This window comes from Exiguobacterium sp. RM11 (assembly GCF_059821525.1).
The window spans coordinates 2030935-2050672 of sequence record NZ_CM187558.1 but is presented as its reverse complement, the minus strand read 5'-3'; the positions used below and the strand labels follow the sequence as shown (position 1 = coordinate 2050672).

At 48.6% G+C, this 19738-nt stretch carries 20 protein-coding genes; 11 read left to right on the top strand and 9 right to left on the bottom strand.

Features of this window, described 5'->3' with window-relative positions; genetic code table 11:
* Positions 1–89 precede the first annotated feature (89 nt).
* Both AC5LIL_RS10695 and AC5LIL_RS10690 read left to right on the top strand, forming a co-directional pair.
* Positions 90–686 carry a DUF2238 domain-containing protein gene (locus AC5LIL_RS10695; protein ID WP_427373195.1) on the top strand — a complete coding sequence of 199 codons (597 nt, stop codon included), beginning with the start codon at positions 90–92 and terminating at the stop codon, positions 684–686.
* 83 nt (positions 687–769) lie between these two features.
* Positions 770–2239, top strand: a complete 1470-nt coding sequence (locus tag AC5LIL_RS10690) for a catalase (protein WP_499824117.1) — start codon at positions 770–772, stop codon at positions 2237–2239.
* Positions 2240–2323: 84 nt separating this feature from the next.
* On the opposite strand, the gene AC5LIL_RS10685 is transcribed toward AC5LIL_RS10690, so the two are convergent.
* Positions 2324–3217 carry a DNA/RNA non-specific endonuclease gene (locus tag AC5LIL_RS10685; protein ID WP_427373194.1) on the bottom strand — a complete coding sequence of 298 codons (894 nt, stop codon included), beginning with the start codon at positions 3215–3217 and terminating at the stop codon, positions 2324–2326.
* 170 nt (positions 3218–3387) lie between these two features.
* On the opposite strand from AC5LIL_RS10685, the gene nfsA reads away from it, so the two are divergent.
* Positions 3388–4137: an oxygen-insensitive NADPH nitroreductase gene (gene nfsA / locus AC5LIL_RS10680; protein WP_214785359.1), complete on the top strand. Its 750-nt coding sequence runs from the start codon at positions 3388–3390 to the stop codon at positions 4135–4137.
* Positions 4138–4178: 41 nt separating this feature from the next.
* Here the strand turns inward: nfsA and AC5LIL_RS10675 are convergent, their stop codons facing one another.
* The 3 genes from AC5LIL_RS10675 to AC5LIL_RS10665 all read right to left on the bottom strand — a co-directional run bounded on the left by AC5LIL_RS10675 (position 4179) and on the right by AC5LIL_RS10665 (position 7097).
* Entirely contained in the window at positions 4179–5300 is a 1122-nt protein-coding gene (locus tag AC5LIL_RS10675; protein WP_427373193.1) for a TlpA family protein disulfide reductase, read from the bottom strand.
* A 66-nt stretch (positions 5301–5366) separates the two neighbouring features.
* Complete coding sequence (locus AC5LIL_RS10670; protein WP_499824115.1) at positions 5367–6767, bottom strand: MBL fold metallo-hydrolase; 1401 nt, start codon at positions 6765–6767, stop codon at positions 5367–5369.
* Positions 6768–6800: 33 nt separating this feature from the next.
* Positions 6801–7097, bottom strand: a complete 297-nt coding sequence (locus AC5LIL_RS10665; protein ID WP_015881009.1) for a rhodanese-like domain-containing protein — start codon at positions 7095–7097, stop codon at positions 6801–6803.
* A 115-nt stretch (positions 7098–7212) separates the two neighbouring features.
* On the opposite strand from AC5LIL_RS10665, the gene AC5LIL_RS10660 reads away from it, so the two are divergent.
* Entirely contained in the window at positions 7213–7587 is a 375-nt protein-coding gene (locus AC5LIL_RS10660; RefSeq protein WP_499824114.1) for a rhodanese-like domain-containing protein, read from the top strand.
* Positions 7588–7620: 33 nt separating this feature from the next.
* On the top strand, positions 7621–8400 hold the full coding sequence (locus tag AC5LIL_RS10655) for a sulfite exporter TauE/SafE family protein (RefSeq protein WP_499824113.1): 780 nt from the start codon (positions 7621–7623) through the stop codon (positions 8398–8400).
* Positions 8401–8442: 42 nt separating this feature from the next.
* Here the strand turns inward: AC5LIL_RS10655 and AC5LIL_RS10650 are convergent, their stop codons facing one another.
* The 4 genes from AC5LIL_RS10650 to AC5LIL_RS10635 all read right to left on the bottom strand — a co-directional run bounded on the left by AC5LIL_RS10650 (position 8443) and on the right by AC5LIL_RS10635 (position 11004).
* Positions 8443–8637, bottom strand: coding sequence for a hypothetical protein (locus AC5LIL_RS10650; protein WP_499824112.1), 195 nt, complete (start codon positions 8635–8637; stop codon positions 8443–8445).
* A 105-nt stretch (positions 8638–8742) separates the two neighbouring features.
* Positions 8743–9291 (bottom strand): cysteine hydrolase family protein, encoded by a 549-nt coding sequence (locus tag AC5LIL_RS10645; RefSeq protein WP_499824111.1) that lies wholly within the window; start codon positions 9289–9291, stop codon positions 8743–8745.
* Between the two features lie 65 nt (positions 9292–9356).
* On the bottom strand, positions 9357–10094 hold the full coding sequence (locus tag AC5LIL_RS10640; RefSeq protein WP_074032696.1) for a DUF2705 family protein: 738 nt from the start codon (positions 10092–10094) through the stop codon (positions 9357–9359).
* Positions 10072–11004, bottom strand: a complete 933-nt coding sequence (locus AC5LIL_RS10635; RefSeq protein ID WP_074032697.1) for an ABC transporter ATP-binding protein — start codon at positions 11002–11004, stop codon at positions 10072–10074. Before AC5LIL_RS10635 ends, AC5LIL_RS10640 begins: the two co-directional genes overlap by 23 nt.
* Positions 11005–11341: 337 nt before the next feature.
* On the opposite strand from AC5LIL_RS10635, the gene AC5LIL_RS10630 reads away from it, so the two are divergent.
* The 3 genes from AC5LIL_RS10630 to AC5LIL_RS10620 all read left to right on the top strand — a co-directional run bounded on the left by AC5LIL_RS10630 (position 11342) and on the right by AC5LIL_RS10620 (position 16307).
* Complete coding sequence (locus tag AC5LIL_RS10630; protein ID WP_499824110.1) at positions 11342–14194, top strand: 2-oxoglutarate dehydrogenase E1 component; 2853 nt, start codon at positions 11342–11344, stop codon at positions 14192–14194.
* An 18-nt stretch (positions 14195–14212) separates the two neighbouring features.
* Entirely contained in the window at positions 14213–15487 is a 1275-nt protein-coding gene (odhB, locus tag AC5LIL_RS10625) for a 2-oxoglutarate dehydrogenase complex dihydrolipoyllysine-residue succinyltransferase (protein ID WP_499824109.1), read from the top strand.
* A gap of 145 nt (positions 15488–15632) precedes the next feature.
* The gene (locus tag AC5LIL_RS10620) at positions 15633–16307 is read left to right on the top strand and encodes a DUF6241 domain-containing protein (protein ID WP_143406611.1); all 675 of its coding nucleotides are present in this window, start codon (positions 15633–15635) and stop codon (positions 16305–16307) included.
* Between the two features lie 47 nt (positions 16308–16354).
* Here the strand turns inward: AC5LIL_RS10620 and AC5LIL_RS10615 are convergent, their stop codons facing one another.
* Positions 16355–17947 carry a diguanylate cyclase domain-containing protein gene (locus AC5LIL_RS10615; RefSeq protein ID WP_499824108.1) on the bottom strand — a complete coding sequence of 531 codons (1593 nt, stop codon included), beginning with the start codon at positions 17945–17947 and terminating at the stop codon, positions 16355–16357.
* A 123-nt stretch (positions 17948–18070) separates the two neighbouring features.
* Between AC5LIL_RS10615 and AC5LIL_RS10610 the strand changes: the two genes are divergently transcribed.
* The 3 genes from AC5LIL_RS10610 to AC5LIL_RS10600 are packed head-to-tail and all read left to right on the top strand — an operon-like array spanning position 18071 to position 19734.
* Entirely contained in the window at positions 18071–18727 is a 657-nt protein-coding gene (locus AC5LIL_RS10610) for a DsbA family protein (protein ID WP_074032702.1), read from the top strand.
* Position 18728: 1 nt separating this feature from the next.
* Entirely contained in the window at positions 18729–19142 is a 414-nt protein-coding gene (locus AC5LIL_RS10605; protein ID WP_499824107.1) for a disulfide oxidoreductase, read from the top strand.
* A gap of 4 nt (positions 19143–19146) precedes the next feature.
* Complete coding sequence (locus AC5LIL_RS10600; protein WP_499824106.1) at positions 19147–19734, top strand: SCO family protein; 588 nt, start codon at positions 19147–19149, stop codon at positions 19732–19734.
* The last annotated feature ends 4 nt before the right edge of the window (positions 19735–19738 follow it).

The window sequence follows — 19738 nt, the reverse complement described above, 5'->3', positions numbered from 1 at the left end:
CAACTAAATTTGATTGTGTGGTTGAACACGATTGAGAGTTGGGAATAGAGCTTATAGAGAACAAACTAGACGAAAGAAGGCGAAGTAACATGAAGCTCTCGAAAGGGCGTATCCTCGAATTCGGATTCGTCTTGTTCATGGCGGTCATGCTCGTGACATCAATCATTGAAGAATCCTGGTTCGATGCGAGTGTGGCGGGAGCCGGGATCATCTCTGGTCTCATCCCGTTTTTCATTGAGAAGATGTTCAAAACAGAGCTCGATAGCAAGATGAAGGTCGCATATATCCTGTTCTTATTTGCCTCACAGTATTTAGGGTCCATCGTCGGGCTGTACGGGAACGGCTGGTGGGACACATTCCTTCATCTTTTGAGCGGTATCTTTCTCGCATTTTTAGGGTTCGACTTTTTCAGTCGACTCGATGACGACATTCGAACCGAAATTCCGAAACGATTTTTATTCGTCTATATCGTCGTCTTTTCTATGGCTGGTGCGGCGCTTTGGGAGATGTATGAATTTACATCCGACGTCGTCTTAAACACAACGATGCAAGGGAACGGGAACGACGATACGATGGTCGACATCATCGCTGGGTCACTTGGTGGAGTGCTCGCCGCGTTCTTCGTCGTCACGCTTCATCAACGTGAAAAAGCCAAACAAAAGAGACACATGAAAAAAAGTTCGTGATTCACGAGCTTTTTATTTGTAATTATTCTAATATTTGATTAATATCAAGATTGTAATGATTATAAATAATGGGAGGCAATCATATGGATCAACACCGTCAACTAACTACTAACCAAGGCGCACCAATCGGGGATAACGCCAACTCCATCACTGCGGGTCGTCGGGGCCCGACGCTTCTCGAAGACTATCAACTAATTGAGAAATTAGCGCATTTCGACCGTGAACGCGTACCAGAACGCGTCGTTCACGCGAGAGGGGCAGGGGCGCATGGTGTCTTCACTGTAAAAAATAGTATGAAACGATATACGAAAGCCGCATTCTTGCAAGAAGAGGGGCAAGAGACGCCTGTGTTTGCGCGTTTCTCGACCGTTATCCACGGCTTAGGTTCACCAGAAACGCTTCGTGATCCACGTGGTTTCGCCGTCAAGTTCTACACAGAAGAAGGAAACTATGACTTCGTCGGAAACAACTTGCCGGTCTTCTTCATCCGTGACGCGATTAAATTCCCGGACGTGATTCACTCGCTCAAACCGGACCCACAAACAAATCTTCAAGACCCAGACCGCTTCTTCGACTTCATGTCGCTCACACCGGAATCAACGAACATGCTCGTGCATCTCTTCAGTGACGAGGGAATCCCAGCATCGTATCGCCACATGCGAGGGTCATCCGTCCATTCCTTCAAGTGGGTGAATGAATTCGGCAACACGGTGTACATAAAGATGCGCTGGGTACCGAAGCAAGGCATTCAAAACTTGTCAATGGAAGAAGCCGCGAAGATTCAGGCGGAAGACTTCAACCACGCGACACGTGACTTGTTCAACGCGATTGAGCAAGGAGACTATCCGGAATGGGATCTATATGTGCAAATTTTAGACCCAGCGGACATGGACAACTTCGACTTTGACCCACTCGATGCGACGAAAGATTGGTTCGAAGACGTCATCCCGTATCAATTGGTCGGAACGATGACGCTCAATAAGAACGTCGACAACTTCTTCGCCGAGACAGAATCTGTCGGCTTCAACCCGGGGGTTCTCGTCCCAGGAATCCAGCCGTCGGAAGACAAGATGCTCCAAGGACGACTCTTCTCGTATTCGGATACGCAGCGTCACCGTATCGGACCGAACTATCTCCAACTTCCGATCAACTGCCCGTTCGCTCAAGTCGCGAACAACCAGCGTGACGGGGCGATGCCGTTCAAGCAACAGACGAGTCCGGTCAACTACGAGCCAAACCGCTATGAAGACGCACCGAAGCCGAACGCGGACTATATTGAAACGCCGCAACCGATTACAGGCGTGACAGGTCGTCAGAAGATTGAGAAGACGAACGACTTCGGTCAGGCCGGAGAAGTGTATCGCCGTTATTCTCAGGAAGAGAAGGACGCGCTAATCCGTAACCTCGTCGCGCATATCAAAGAAGTTCGTCATGAGAAGACCGTTCTCCTCTTGATTTGCAACTTCTATCGTGCGGATCGTGAACTCGGGGAGCGTCTCTCGAACGAGTTGAACGTTGATCTCGCACCATTCTTGAACCAAATGTCGAACTAAGCATGTAACCGCGGTCTTGTGCCGCGGTTTTTTTTGAATGCAAAAAGACGCTCCTTTCATAGAGGAACGTCTCGTCTATTGTACTTATTCACCGACCATCCCGTCACCGTCTCGGTCGTCCATGTATTGATACAACCAATGATCACGTGTGATCGGCATCTCGAATCCGGCGTTTTTCGCTTCTTTGATCGTCACTTGTCCGTTTCCGTCAACGTCGATATCGGATAAGTCTCGCTCCTCGACCGGTTCCGTCGTCACGTCAGGTGGAGAGTCGTCCGTCAAATCGAGCGATTCGTTCACTTCTTCCGGGTCCTCGTTACCATACGTATCCGTGACCGTGTTGCCTCGTACGGTATACGTATACTGGTAGCGGGAAGGAATCTGTGTCGTCGTGTTCGGATAGGTAATGATCGCCTCAAAGTCTTTCGCACCGCCAGCCTTTCGAATGACATCTTCCATGAACGCCTGGTCCCCGTAGCGGTTGAGTGCACTGTTTTGTGGTGTGATGTTATAGGCATTCGAGACACCACCGAGCGAATCAGCGATGATATGACCTTCATCGAGATTCGGGTCTTCGACACCCGGAACTTTCGCCTCGTCTGAATAATAGCGACCAGAAGAATTGACGTCTTCGGTCTCATCGTCTTGAAGCGTGATTTCGTCGGCGATAACACGAATCAATTGACCATGCTCGTTCGTGAACGCCCAGTACTCACGGTCGCCGAAGCCGATATCGACGACGACATTCGCTTCCCGTGTTCCGGACTGATCACCGCCATCGACCTCAATTTGTGTATAGCCTTCAAATAAATCTTCTTCCTGTTCAGGTGAAGGCGTCTCGGTTGTCTGTTCTTCTTGTGTCGGTTCCTCTTCGACGGTTTCTTCAGTCGACGTCGGGACGCTCACATCGGCATCCGTACAACCGGAGAGGAGAAACACCCCAAGCAGGAATGGAATGTAAAATGGCATTCTTTTCATATATCTCGCTCCTTATTCGAAGTTACGCTGTCGTATTTTCTATGTAGTCTATAATGATAGCATAAGAAAACGAGAAGTGAGCGTCCTCCTTCAAAATGTGCCCGACGGATTCCTCTCATTTGTGGATTCAGAAAGCTTGTGCCAAGATTGAAAAAAAGGGGGAAGAACGTATGAACGAAGTGATTGAGACATTATTGAACCACCGTTCCGTCCGTGACTTTACGGACGAGACATTAACAGATGAACAAATCCGAACCATCGTTGAGAGCGCTCAACGCGCATCGACGTCTAGCTTTATCCAAGCCTATTCCATCATCGGGGTGACCGATGAAGCGAAGAAGAAACGACTTGCCGAGATTGCGGGCAACCAGTCCTATGTCGTCGAGAACGGTCACTTTTTCGTCTTTTGTGCGGATTTGCATCGCCATGAAATGATTGGTGAGCTACAGGAAGCGGAAGTGTCTGCGACGCTTGAGACTGATGAGAAGTTGCTTGTCGCTGTGATTGACGCTGCACTCGCCTCACAAAATGCGGCCGTAGCGGCAGAGTCGATGGGGCTCGGCATCTGTTATATCGGTGGCATTCGGAACGACCTTTTTGCGGTCAAAGAAGTGCTCGAATTGCCGGAACGGGTCATCCCGCTCTTCGGTATGGCCGTCGGTGTACCGGCCTCAGTCGAAGATCAAAAACCACGCTTGCCGTTCCAGCATGTTTATCATGAGAACACGTATGAAGCGAATCCAGAACGTATGAAGCAGTCCCTTTCCGATTACGATGCGTTGATCCACGATTACTATATGGTCCGTGGCTCGAACCCGCGTAAAGACACGTGGACTGGACAGATGGGACGCATGTTGTCAAAATCAACGCGTCTTGACGTCAAAGACTTCTTGAAAGCACAAGGATATTTGAAGCAATAAGATAAACCGCCGACAAATCACTGTCGGCGGTTTTGTCATGTTCAATTTACTTGAGCATCGAGCCAATTCTTATCGATGGCACCGAATTGTTTTGCGATGATCACACCGGATTCATCGAGCACATATGTCGTCGGCATCGCCTGAATCCGGTACGCATCTCCGACTTGACCGTCACGGTCATAGACGACAGTAAACGCATCTTCGTACGGTTCGACGAACGAGATGGCATTGTCCGGGTCACGTTCGCTCGTCGTCGTGTTGACGGCGACAATCGTCACGTCGTCTCGCTCTTTCGCGAACGCCGCCATGTCCGGCATTTCTGCACGACACGGAGGACACCAGGACGCCCAAAAGTTAACGACGACTTGTTGACCGCGTAACGCTGCTAAGTCGAACGTACTCCCGTCAGTTCGTTGTAACTCAAACGATGGGGGAATTTGCCCGATGTTTAGCCCGGTCGATGCCGTCTCTGTCATGATCGTTTGTGTCGCGCGTTCCGGTAGGGCAGCATTCACGATCGCGAGCAAGACGAGAGCACCGATACTCAATTGTATGACTCTTCTTGAAGGACGAGCGACATAGAGCGAAAGCCCGAGCAGGATGAAGGAGATGCCCATCATCCACCATTGAACTTGTCCAACCGCATACGACTGAAACAGCCAGGTACTAGATGCGCCAAGGACGGTCCAAAGGAGGTGTCCTCGAGTCGGTGCATGCATCCAACGCCATGTCATCCCGAATAGTATGAGGATAAGGACAGCACTCCAAAGATGAATCGGCTGGTCGGGTAGAGAGAATATCGTCCCGTATACCGGAACCGCGAGCGTCATCCCGAGCCAGATGAGGAGCCCGCTCAGCATCCAATATCCTAAAAGGTCTCGATCGAGTCGATAGACGAGCCAAAGGACAACAACGGCCGCGATCCATTGAGACCATACCCCTCCTGTAGCATAGAGAGCAAGAGAAATATCACGAGTCGTCAACAGACCGATGAGGATGGCGCTTCCTTTCCAGGCAAGGAATCCATAAAACCATGTACCGATGACGGCTTCGCGTTGCTTACTCTTCAGACCGAGGAAACGAAAGATCCCGTAAAGGATACCAAGGCTTACTAAAAAAATGAGTAAATCGACACGAATGTTAAGTGGACCGATAGCGACCACGTCTTTCCCTCCTAAACAAAAGGCGCCCCTCTCGAAGCGGGCGCCATATTCATAGTCAGTATAACATTACTTGATTTGTTGAGCGTTCAAGACAGTCTTCATTGCGCCGTAGCCACCAAGGATATTGTGGATATCTTTGTAGCCGAGCGATTGAAGGACACTTGCAGCCATGCGTGAGCGTACGCCTGATGCACAGTGGACCGCAATCGTTTGATCGGTCGGAAGACCTTCGTGATCACGTGTGAGTTTACCGAGCAAGATGCGCTCTGCCTTTTCGTAATGGCTCGCGTTCCATTCTGTCGCGTTACGAACGTCAAGGACGAAGACGTCACCTTTTTCTGCAGCTTCGATTGCTTCTTCTGCCGTCACGTCCGTATACGTTTCCGTCAAGAGTGAAGCGTCGAGCTCTTCGACCGGAACGATGAAGCGAAGACGGTCGAGACCGATTGATTGAAGGTCGGTCTGTACTTGATCGACATCTTCCGCACTTGCGATGAGTGTGATGTCTTTGTCGAAGTTGACGAGCCAGCCAGCCCACGAGACGAACTTGTTGTTGTACGGGATGTTGATTGTACCTGGTACGTGTCCGTTCGCAAAGTCTTCTCCTTTACGCGTGTCGACGACTTGCGTCTCTTCGACGAGTGTATCAAGGCGATCTGAACCGACGACTTCAGGACGAGCGACATTCGTTGTCACTTGAATGCCTTCTTTGTTCACTTTCTTCATCATGGCGAAGTAGTTCGGCGGTTCTGGTTGATCCGTCGTCAACTCTTTGATGAAGGCATCTTTGTCCGTCATTTGAAGCGCCCAGTTCGTCGCTTTCTCATAACCGACCGTCGACGTTGGAATCGCGCCGAGCGCTTTCCCGCAAGCACTGCCTGCACCGTGTCCTGGCCAAACTTGAACGAAGTCGGGAAGCGCCATGAATTTCTTGAGTGAATCAAACATTTGTTCCGCGCCGATTGCCGTCGTTCCTTTCACACCGGCTGCTTCTTCGAGGAGGTCGGGGCGACCGATATCTCCGACGAAGACGAAGTCGCCTGTGAAGATGCCCATCGGTTGTGTCTGGTTCCGGTCATACAGAAGGAACGAAATGTGTTCTGGTGTGTGACCCGGTGTGTGCATGACTTCAAGTGTCACGTTTCCGATTTTGAACGTGTCGCCTTCTTTGACGAGTTGTGCGTCGATGTCTTTGGCGAACGCATACTTCCAAGAAGCATCGCCTTCATCTGATAAATAAGCTTTCGAACCTGTGCGCTTCGCAAGTTCGAGTGATCCCGATACAAAGTCCGCATGAATGTGTGTTTCAGCTGTTGCGACAATGTTCATGCCTTCTTTTTTCGCTTCTTGAAGATATGGCTCGATGTTACGGGCCGGATCGATGACGATGGCTTCTCCTGTCATTTGGCATCCGACCATATATGAAGCTTGTGCTAATTTCTCATCATAAAAATAACGTAATAGCATGTGGATTTCCCCCTATAAATGAATGTAATGGTTTTATTCGACTTCGCCTTGCCAGCTCATCATCCCACCGTCGACGTTCGTGACATCGAATCCGAGTGAGTCGAGGTAAGCAGATGCGTTCATGCTGCGTCCACCGGCTGCGCAAATGACGTGAATCGGTTTAGAGCGATCGAGCTCATCGACTTTTGCCCCGAATTCAGAAAGTGGTACGTTTTTCGCTTGTTTAATGTGACCTCCAGCATATTCATCAACCTCTCGTACGTCGATGAGGTTGAGTGAGTCGTCAGCTTGAAGTAACGCTTCTAATTCAGTAGTCGTAATCGTCTTCATGAGTCTTTGATCTCCTTTTCGTGTTTAAGGTTTTTGGCAACGAGAATGTTTCGTTGGCTTTAATATACCCCCTAAGGTATAATGAGCGCAAGTGAAAAGAATTGGAGGGAAAAACATGAAGAAAATTTCCTTATTTGTTGGGATTTTGGTTGTTATGGTGATTTTTATCTTTGTAATCACATCAGAAAAGGATGAAATCACGAAAATTGATGCTGAAACTCTACAAAACAAATTGGAAAACGAGGAAATAACGCTTCTTGATGTACGTGAAGTATCGGAATACGAGGGGGGGCATATCGAAGGGGCGGTGAACGCACCACTTTCTTCATTAGATGCAAACCAACTGTCGTATCCGAAAGACGAACCAATCTACGTCATCTGTCGAAGCGGTAACCGAAGTGCCCAGGCTGCTAGTCAATTACAGGATGCCGGCTATACGGAAATCTATGACGTATCAGGCGGAATGATGGCTTGGGAATCGATCGAATAAGTAGAGAATACGAGAGCAAATGGAGGAGTCAATATGGAGTTCGGGTTTATCATTACAATCTTTCTTATTGGGTTTATCGGGTCGTTCATTTCAGGGATGGTCGGGATTGGTGGGTCGATCATCAAGTATCCGATGCTGTTATACATTCCACCAATCTTAGGATTTGCGGCGTTCAGCGCGCACGAAGTATCGGGAATTAGTGCGATTCAAGTGTTCTTTGCGACAATCGGTGGGATTTATGCCTATCGTAAGGGTGGATACTTAAACAAACAGTTGATCCTCTACATGGGTGTGGCGGTCTTGATCGGAAGCTTCATTGGAGGATACGGGTCGACGATTCTATCGGAGACGATGATCAATGTCGTATATGCCGTACTAGCGACGATTGCGACGATCATGATGTTCTTGCCGAAGCCGAAAGTGGACGACATGCCGCTTGATCAAGTGCAGTTCAACAAAGTGATTGCGGCAAGCTCTGCTTTCGTCGTAGGGATTGCGGCGGGAATCGTCGGGGCAGCGGGGGCGTTCATTCTCATGCCAATCATGCTTGTCGTCTTACGCATCCCGACGAAGATGGCGATCGCGAGTTCCCTCGCCATTACCTTCATCTCGTCGATTGGCTCGACGTTCGGTAAAATCATCACTGATCAAATTGTCTGGGGTCCGGCCATCATTATGATTATCGCGAGCCTGATTGCCGCTCCAATCGGGGCGAATGTCGGGAAGAATATGAATACGAAAGCACTCCAATGGATTTTAGCGCTACTCATCTTAGCGAGTACCATCAAAATTTGGAGCGACTTAATCGCATGAAAAAATCACGACGCCTATTTTCTGGCGTCGTGATTTTTTACGTTACTTCGTAATGAAATAGTAGAGGAGTCCGAGTCCGATGAACGAGACAGGAAGCAAGATGATGTAGAGCCAAGATACCATCGACCAGCTCTTCTTTTGGTTGTACGTGGAGCGGTCTTTCCCGAGCCCGACCATAATAGTGAAAATCATTGCAAGCAAACAGACGAGCAAGGCTAATCCGATTGTTAGGTACAAAATATCACACCCTTTACTGACAGTTATAACTTAAGAATAGCTTAAAAGAAGAGCTTTAAAACGTTCTAAATGTTGGGGTTTTGTGACCGCGATGATTATTATAAATCACTTTTGAATGTGACTCATATATTCAGACACAGGAGATATTTCAATTCCCAGTGCTTTATTGATAATCGTCAAGGCACTTTCGTGACGTTTTGATGTTTCTGCCGCCACACAATCACGAGGTACATATATATTATAGTCACGCATATATGCATCATTTGCAGAAAAGAGGATACAAATATCCGTCGCGACTCCGGTAAAAATCAATTTCGTCACGTTTAACTGACGAAGTAAAATATCTAACTGAGTTCCAAAGAAAGTGGAGTGCTTTGGTTTTATAATAAAATACTCTTCATCTTCCGGTTCGATTTGCGAGGCAATATGTTCACCATTAGAAGCTTTTACATACTCAATGATGTCTTCCGTGCTATCTTTCCATTGTCCGAAGTTATCGTTACAATAAATGACGGGCAAGTCCAACTCTTTAAAATGCTTTTTAAGCTCAAGAATCGGTTCAACAATCGCTTCCGTATGTTTACGTAGCATGTCGCCACCTTCAAAATCAAAATCATTGAACAAATCAATAATGAGTAATGCCGTCTTAGACATAGAAATACCTCCTTACTATAAAACTCCTATAGCAAAGAGGTACCACTTTTTCATTTGAAGTATGCTTATTCCGCAAACGTTTTGCTACGGAACATAAATGCCGTGATGAGATAGAAGGCGATGATATGAAGGGCGACATAGAAGATGGAGAAGCCCATCGTAGCATCCATCGCTTTCATGAATTCTGGATTCACATCATAAATAGAAAGGTCTGAATGCAAGAAGACGATCCATTTTGCGAGTTCAGGTTTCCAGGCAACGAGAAGACCCCCAATGATACTTGAGGCGAAGTTCGCGAGCACCGTAAAACCGATGACGACGCCGACTGACTTGAAGACGACCGAGAACATGAGCGTCAAGAAGATGATGAAGATTGGTCCGCTCACACTGATGAGAATAGGGCGAACGACGTCCCATGTGACAGAGCCGTCTAACGTGAGTGAGAACCCGAACGCGACGACTAAAATAAAGACGAATTGGAGCAACATGACGAGAACGGCCATAACGAGTTTTGACAACAAGATGCGGTCTCGGGAATACGGACTCATCAAGAGGTGCTTCAGCGTATCAAATTTCAACTCATTCCCGACCATCTCGGCTGTAAAGACGATGGTAAAGATGCTGAGGAAGGCGATGGCGCCCATCGTTGAGAATTCAAAGAACGATGCCGCTTCTGGTGTCCCTTCACCACTGGCTAATACAGCGTATACGATGAGGATGATCGCGGTGTATACACCTAAGGCGACGTAAGGTTTAATCGTGCGGCGCCATTTCATCCATTCATTGCTGAGTAATGAACGCATTGTTCGTACCTCCTTCTTTTTTCGTCAATTTCAAGAATTGTTCTTCGAGTGACTCGTGCTTCATGCCGATCTGATAGACGGCGATATCACGTTCAATCAACCGCTTCAGTAGGACAGGGATATCGGTCTCCTGACGTGGCACGATGAACGACTCGGCAGACTGTTGAACGATTTTTACATCATCGAAAGCGAGAGCTGCGACATCGAGTGCATCACTCATCTGTTCTTTCGCTACTTTACAGAGGATGACGCTATCGGCTTTCGTCTGACCGTCTTCTACTGATTTGATTTGTCCTTGGTCAATGATGGCGAAGCGGTCCGTGATCAGTTCCATCTCACTCAACAAGTGACTCGAGATGAGGATGGCGATGCCGCGGTGATCCGCAAGGTGGCGTAAGTAATTCCGAAGGTCGGCAATCCCGGCTGGGTCTAGACCGTTTGTTGGCTCATCAAGGATAAGTACTTTTGGATTATGCAACAAGGCGCGGGCAATCCCGAGGCGTTGTTTCATCCCGAGCGAATACTGTTTGACTTTCATATCGAGCTTTCCGTCGAGTCCGACGAGCGCACCAAGTGCGTTCAAATCGACTTTCTTTAAGTTCGGAATCAAGTTCATGGCGTGAATCAAGTTCTCACGACCGGTCATGTACGGATAAAACGCCGGATTCTCGACGATGGCTCCGATTCGGCTGAGCGCCTCTTGGCGGTTGTTCGCGACGTCATACCCATCGACCGTCACGGTCCCGTGTGTTGCAGGCATGAGACCTGTAATGATTCGAATAGTTGTCGTCTTCCCGGCACCGTTTGGCCCCAGGAAACCAAAGATTTCACCTGGTACGACATCAAAGCTGACATTCGTCAATACCGTTGCTTTTCCCATTTTCTTATGGACATTTTGTACGGATAACATGTGGTCACCTAACTTTCTTTTATGAGTGATAGTGTTCTTCCTACATCCCCTTCTACGGGCTTGTTTGAAATAAGGTTTCATCTTTTTTTGAAATGTTTGAAACAAATCTTTTGAGACACAATTTATCGATAAGCAAAACTTATCGGAATAGTATGGACGAATTGTGAATTTGTAAGGGTCTTTCTAGCATGAAAGGTGTAGTATGAAGTTGAGCGTAAGAGGCAAGATTTGGTTTTGTTCACTAGGGTAAGAGAAGAGTGAACGGCTTCGGGCTACATGTTAAAATGAAAGCGTTCACAGATTGGACGTTTAGGAATGGATAAGGGGGATTTATTCAATGGGAGAGTCGTCGAATGTTCACGAGAAATCGCAAGCATTTTATGGTCCTAACTTAGGCTACATCATTGAACTGTACGAGCAATATTTAGAAGACCCGTCTTCGGTCGATGAGGAGACACGTCGATACTTCGACGAGAACGGGGCACCAGAATCATCACCGACAGCAGTACCGGCCTCGGGTCCGTCGTTTGACTTAGAGAAGGTCGTCTCGGCGACACGTCTCGTCAACGACATCCGTGCGTTCGGTCATAAGGCGGCGGATATTTATCCATTGAAAGACCATCCGCGCGAACAAGAATTGTTCGAACTGTCTCGTTATGATTTGACAGAAGAAGATTTAAAACAAATTCCGGCCCGTCTTCTTTCAGACGATGCACCGAAACCAAATGCGAGTGCCCTTGAGTTATTCCGTCACTTGCTTGATGTCTATACAGGGACGGTTGCAATCGAACTCCGTCACCTAGACGATATGGAAGAGAAGAAGTGGATTCGCCGTCAAGTCGAACAAGGCGCATTGAAACAAACCTTCTCAAAAGAAGAAAAAATCGAATTGTTCAAACGTCTAGCTGAGACAGAACTGTTTGAATCATTCCTTCATAAGACATATGTCGGACAGAAACGCTTCTCCATCGAAGGATTGGATGCGATGGTGCCGTTACTCGACGCAATGGTCGGAGGCCTGATCTCGAGCGGGTCTGAACATATCAACATCGGAATGGCGCACCGTGGACGTCTGAACGTACTCGCTCACGTACTCGGCAAGCCGTACGAGATGATTTTTGCGGAGTTCCAACATGCACCAAATAAAGAATTGATTCCGTCTGAAGGATCAATCGGCATCAACTTCGGTTGGTCAGGCGACGTGAAATATCACCTCGGTCTTGACCGAAAAGTGCTTGAACAACAAAAAGAAGTACGTCTCAATTTGGCGAACAACCCGAGTCACCTTGAATTCGTCGGATCGGTCGTTGAAGGGTACACGCGTGCCGCGCAAGATGATCGTTCTAAAAAAGGTTCGGCTGTACAACAAGATGATTTGGCAGCTTCGATCTTGATTCATGGAGATGCGGCGTTCCCAGGACAAGGAATTGTCGCGGAGACGCTCAACATGACGAACTTGACGGGTTATCGTACGGGTGGAACGGTTCACGTCATTGCGAACAACACCATCGGTTTCACGACGGACCCGAACGATTCACGTTCGACACGTTACGCGAGTGATATCGCCAAAGGATATGAGATTCCGGTCCTCCACGTAAATGCGGACGACCCGGAAGCATGTGTCGCCGTCGCGAAGTTGATCAGTGAGTATCGTGCCAAATTCCATAAGGACATCTTGGTCGATTTGATTGGGTATCGTCGCTACGGTCACAACGAAATGGACGAACCGATGAATACGAACCCGGTTCTTTATAAAGCAATCAAAGGACATCAGTCTGTCCGTCACGTATATGCCGAGCAACTTGAGGCAGAAGGCGTCATGACAAAAGATGAGAAAACACAAATCGAACAAAAGATCGAAGAGGCGCTTAAAGCAGCACGCGACCTCGTTCCTTCTGAAGAAGAGGATGCTGACATCGTCTTGCCGGACGCGGTCCATAAAGGATTCCCGAAAGTCGATACGAGCGTGGAACTCGAACTCCTCACTCAATTGAACGAAGAGTTGCTTGACTGGCCAGAAGGATTCGGTGTGTTCCATAAACTTCAAAAAGTACTCGATCGTCGCCGTGACGCATTCGGTGAAGGTGGAAAAATCGACTGGGGTCATGCGGAAACGCTCGCCTTCGCTTCGATTCTTTCAGACGGTACGCCGGTACGCTTGAGCGGTCAAGATTCGGAGCGCGGAACGTTCGCCCAACGGAACATCATGTTGAACGATGTCGAGTCAGGGAAGAAGTTCTCACCACTCCATCAGCTGTCGACGGCGAAAGCTTCGTTCTCTGTCTACAACAGCCCGCTTTCAGAAGGATCAGTTCTTGGATTTGAATACGGTTATAACGTATTCGCCCAAGACACGCTCGTATTGTGGGAAGCTCAGTACGGTGACTTTGCGAACTCGGCGCAAGTCATGTTCGACCAGTTCATCTCGGCCGGTCGTGCGAAATGGGGTCAAAAATCAGGGCTTGTCATGCTCTTGCCACACGGTTACGAAGGACAAGGACCAGAGCACTCGAGTGCACGGATGGAGCGTTACTTGACGCTTGCCGGTGAGAAAAACTGGACAGTCGCAAACCTTTCGTCTGCGGCACAATATTTCCATATTCTCCGTCGTCAAGCTGAAATGCTCGGCAAGGAAGAGATTCGTCCGATGATCATCATGACACCGAAGAGTCTGCTTCGTCATCCGCTTGCGACGTCACCAATCGAGGCGTTCACGGAAGAGAGCTTCAAACCAATCGTTGAACAGCCAGGTCTCGGTGAGAACGCAGAGAAAGTCGAACGTCTCGTCTTCTGCACAGGGAAGATGGCGATCGACCTCGCGGAAGCGGTCGGCAAGTCAGAAGAGTCACTCGACTTCTTGCACATCATTCGGGTCGAAGAAATCTACCCGTTCCCGGTACGTGAGATTCGTGACATCATCAGCCGTTATCCGAACGCGCGCGAAATCGTCTGGGTACAAGAAGAACCGAAAAACATGGGGGCTTGGACGTACATCGAGCCTCGCCTTGAAGCGGTCACGACGAACCGACTCGATGTTCGTTATATCGGTCGTCGCCGACGCTCAAGTCCGGCTGAAGGAAATCCGACAGCCCATAAACAAGAACAAGCACGCATCATCCGTGAAGCACTCTCTCGCGACGTCGTCTCGAGCGGTGCAGGCACGAGCACATACCAAAAAGATCGTAAATAAGTTAAGGGGGAACTCATTGTGGTCGAAATTAAAGTACCTGAATTAGCAGAATCCATTACGGAAGGAACGGTCGCGACGTGGCTCAAACAGCCAGGCGACCAAGTCGAAAAAGGGGAAGCTATCGTCGAGCTCGAGACCGATAAAGTCAATATCGAAGTCCCGGCTGACGAAGCGGGTGTGTTAGAAGAACAACTTGCCGGAGAAGGGGATACGGTTCAAGTTGGCGACGTCATCGCACGTCTCGGTTCAGGTTCTGGTGGCGGAACAGCTGTCGCGACGAAGACGAAGACAGAAAACGCGACAGAAACAAAAACAGAAGCGCCGACTGAGAAGAAAACGGAGTCTGTTGAAGAAGGTAAGAAAGTGGAGAAACGCGAAGAGCACGTCGCGAGTCCAGGTAAAGGACCAATCGCAACACCTGCTGCTCGCAAACTCGCTCGTGAGAAAGGCATCGACCTCTCAGCTGTTCAAACGAATGATCCGATTGGACGCATCAATGTCCATGACGTCTCAAAACATGAAGACAAACCAGCTGTGAAAGAGCAAAAACCAGCTGCTTCAGCACCTGCACCGCAACCGGCTGCGAGTGGGAAAGAAGAAGAGCGCATCAAGATGACACGTCGTCGTCAAACGATTGCCAACCGTCTCGTAGAAGTGCAACAGACGGCAGCAATGCTCACGACGTTCAATGAAATCGATATGTCGGCAGTCATGGCACTTCGTAAACGTCGCCAAGAGAAGTTCGTGAAAGACAATGATGTCAAACTAGGCTTCATGTCATTCTTCACGAAAGCAGCGGTCGCGGCTCTTAAGCGCATGCCTTACTTGAACGCTGAAATCCAAGGGAATGAAATCGTCTTGAAGAAGTACTACGATATCGGGATTGCCGTATCGGCGCCAGACGGTCTCGTCGTCCCTGTCGTCCGTGAAGCAGATCGTAAAAACTTCGGTGAAATCGAGAAAGACATCCTTCACCTTGCGGATAAAGCGCGTAACAACAAGCTTGGTTTGAGTGACCTCACTGGTGGTACGTTCACGATCACAAACGGTGGCGTGTTCGGTTCACTTCTTTCAACACCAATCTTGAACGGACCACAAGTTGCCATCCTTGGGATGCACTCGATTCAACTCCGCCCAGTCGCAATCGACGCGGACACGATGGAAAACCGTCCGATGATGTATGTCGCACTCTCATATGACCACCGAATCGTAGATGGTCGTGAGGCTGTGACATTCCTCAAGCACATCAAAGAGATGATTGAAGATCCAGAACAATTGTTGTTCGAGGCATAAGATACAGAGGAAGTACCCGCTCCGATATCAGGAGGCGGGTACTTTTTTGTTTAAGGCTATGATTAAAAACCTTTTATTGGAATTTTTAGCAAGGTATATATGTTATCCTTGATGGAGAGAATCAGTAAAAGGGCGTGAATGGTAAATGAAATGGAAAAAATGGGTTCCTTGGATGGGACTTGTCTTAGTAATAGTGGTCATTGCTACATATGCATTCTATCAGTATTGGATGGGACCGAATCAAAGTGAGCTCGACCGGGACAATTTGACGCAAGAAGAGTATGAACGAGCGCTTGAATTGATTGACATCATTAGAGAAGAAGACCCGCTCGGACAGCGTCAAAACGTGACGCGCCGGATCGACCCGCAGGAGACGACGGGACTCGTCTTTGACGATGAGAAAAAATTAAACAAAGGGAATCTCGTCGATGCGATGCATCTGATGACGCACCAAAAAATCTTGGCGACAGAAAAAGCGGGTGCCATCCCGATGACGCACGACAATCTGAAAGAGGTCCGCGACTATTTAGAGTTGCTACGGGACAAGAATAAAATCAAGTCCGAAGATTATCGTCAACTCGGTCAAATCATCGAACGATGGGAACAAGCCATCTTTGATGAGATTGACAAAGAACAAGATCTTCTTCTAGAGGAGATGTACGCCGTCATCGGATTTTCGAACGGACTCGCGACACGTGCGGAAGAAGAGTTGTTCATCTTAAACAACTTCGGTGAGGAATACGTATATACGATGGATTTGGAGCCGATGCCCGAAGAGGAAGAGCAGAAGGAAGACGTGAATATGGAAACCGAAGAGTAAGCAAAAAGGAGTTCATCACGAACTCCTTTTCGTATGGGTGCCAGTAATCATTCGAACGACTCATGGAACGAAAGCCGCTTTTTCCCGTTCGCTTTTGACCGATATAAGGCGTCGTCCGCTTGTTCGATGGCGACGTGTGGAGGCTCGGCTGGCGACCAAATCGATGCGCCGATACTTGCCCCGACCTTTACCGACAGGAGACCGAGCATCACAGGGGTTGAGAGCGTATCAATGATGGATGTTCCGATTTCTTGAATATCTTGAATCGAACGTTCATGTCTTGGGAACATGAGAAAGAACTCATCCCCGCTCAAGCGGACCGGATAGATGTCATCGATTGTAAGTGTTTGTAGCCGCCTTGCGACTTCGACTAACAATTCATCGCCGACCGCGTGACCGTATGTATCATTTACCGCCTTGAACCCATCGAGGTCGATATAAAAGAAAACGTATGGCTCTTTCGAAGTGTGCAGTTGATTCAACTGCTCACGTAAGGCGACGCGGTTCGAGAGACCGGTCAGCGCATCACGGTTCGCAAGGAGCTCAAAGTGCACCCGTTCCGATTCTGACTCTGTAAGGGATGTGACGAGCGATTCCAGTGCGAATGCGAGTGACTCAATCTCTTTGATTCCGGATTGATGCGGAAATTTATCTACTTTTCCTTGCTCCATGAGCGAAGCCGTTTCAGTAATTCGTTTCAACGGTCTCGTCACGACGGAAGCGAGTAACCAACCGAGAACGGCCGTCACAAGCGATGCGAAGAGACCAATCCATAGAATTCTCGTTTCTAGCGCGTCAACTGGTGCGAAAGCGATGGCTGCCGGTTGACGGACGACGACACGCCAACCGAGTCCAGGATATTCATCATACCCTTCCCCAATCGACATCCCCGTCAGATAGTCCCGTCCATCCTCCCATTCTTTCACGGAAGCTCCTTCCGTAAACGACACGGGGAGCGGTTTTCCGATTAGGTCGTTTGGACCGAGGAGCACCACGTTGTCTCGCTCACTGACGACGAACAAATCCGTATCGTCGACTTGTTCATGGAGCGTCCGATTAAAATGTCCGAGTACTTCTTTTCCCCATGCCCAACTCAAGTGAGTGGCAAGCACCCCTTGAAACGTCCCGTCTTGAAATAAGGGGACACTGATATCGACGAATTGGAGCGGTTCACCCGTCGGATTCGGTAACAGTTCAGCTAAGAGGACCGCCTCGTGAACGTCACCGATAAAAGGCTCTTCTTTCGCTTCGAGATACACCGGGCGCTCAGCGATGGACGCCTCTTCGAGTATGCCGTTCGTAGAAGCGACGACAGTCCCTTCCGCATCCGTGACACCCATCCAAGAGAATGCTGGAATGTTCGACTGAACTTGATTGAGGAGTCGTCGTGTCGCGTCCGGGTCTTCTAGGTCGAGCCCTTGTAAAAGTTGGACCTCTTGATAGCGTGACCACATATAAAAGTCGAGTTTGTCCGCCAATTGATGTGATGTCGTAGAAAGACGTTCCCCGATTTCTTGTTCGAGCGAATCAGATGCCCGATGACTGATCAGGGATGTGAGTGCAATCGTCAGTAAAAAGACGAGCGTGGCGATGCTGAGCGCCAAAATGAGACCGAGGCGCATCGTAAAAGACTTGATCATGCGAGTAAAACCTCCTAAAGCTTGAAATGAAGACAATTATGAAAAACGAGTCGAACACGTGATAGGTGAAAGAGCTTCCGCTATAATGAAAGACGAGTCGAAAAATAAATAGAGGTGAAGAGAATGAAAAAGAATCAATGGTTGGTCATCATGACCGTCGTCGCGGTCGCATTGATTGCATTGGTGTTCGTCTTGCTCAATCAAGATGAGCCGACAACGGTCGACCGAGGCGATCACGTGTCAATCGAGGGACAACCGACACTCGGAGACTCGGACGCAAAAGTCTCGGTTGTCGAGTTCGGAGATTATAAATGTCCATCGTGTAAACAGTGGGGCGAAACGATCTATCCGCAACTGAAAGCGGATTATCTCGACAAGGAAGATGTCAGCTTCAGCTATATTAACGTCTTGTTCCACGGACAAGAATCGATTTTGGCATCCCTCGCTTCCGAGTCGGTGTACGAGCAAGATCCTGAATCGTTCTGGAAGTTCCATAAAGCGCTCTATGACGCGCAACCGGCTTCACAACAACACGACAACGCATGGGTGACGGTCGAGAAGTTGAAAGAAATCGCAGGTGAGACGACATCGGTCGACTTGGCACAACTTGAACAAGACCTTGGCGAAAACTCGACCGTGCTCGAAAAAGTCAGCACGGACGACGGGCTTGTGAAAGAGAACGGTGTTCAATTCACACCTTCGATCATGATCAACGGTGTGATGCTCGAGGACCCATTCGACTACGAACAAATCCAACAGTTGATCGAGCAGGATCTATAAGATGAAGTCATTTTTCGAAAAATATGGATTGTATCTCGCTTGGCTCGTCGCGTTGACGGCGACACTCGGGAGTCTCTATTTCAGTGAGATTCGGGAGTTTGTGCCATGTGAACTTTGCTGGATTCAACGCATCTTTATGTATCCGCTGACGATTATCCTAGGGATTGCCGTCTTCACGGAAGATCGGGCGGTGCGAAAATATGTGTTACCGCTTACTATCATAGGCGGTTTTGTTTCACTTTACCATTACTTGGTACAAAAAGTGCCGGGATTTGCAGAAATTCAGCCTTGTGCACAAGGTGTTCCGTGCAGCGGTCAATACATCAACTGGCTCGGATTCATCACGATTCCGTTCCTCGCATTGACGGCTTTCACGCTCATCACCATCCTCATGTGGAATGTCAAAAAGCGATAAGGAGTTGGAACGTGTGAAGAAATGGTGGATTGGTAGTTTGATGACGATGCTCATCGTCCTAGCAGGATGCGGACAAGAAATCGAGGACCCGCTCAACTGGGAAGTCGAATCGTTTGAATACATGAACCAAGAAGAAGAGATGGTCAGTCTCGAAGATTTAAAAGGGAAAGTGTGGATGGCAGACTTCGTCTTCACAAGCTGTGAGACGGTCTGCCCGCCGATGACGTATAACATGACGAAGCTGAATGAAGCGCTCGAAGAAGAGGGCGTCGAAGACGTGCAATTCGTCTCGTTCAGTGTCGACCCGACCGTGGACACTCCAGAGAAGATGAAAGAATTCATGAGCGGTTATGACCTGGCGAAAGCGGATTGGCAGTTCTTGTCGGGCTACTCGCAAGACGAGATTGAAACGTTCGCCCAAGAGAACTTCAAAGCACTCGTCCGGAAGCCTGAAGAAGGTACACAAGTCGACCACGGTACGTACTTCTATTTGGTCGACCAGGAAGGCAAAATCATCAAAGCGTATCCTGGTTTCCAAGACGTCCCGATAGAAGACATCATCAACGACATTAAAATCTTACAAAAATCTTAATCGA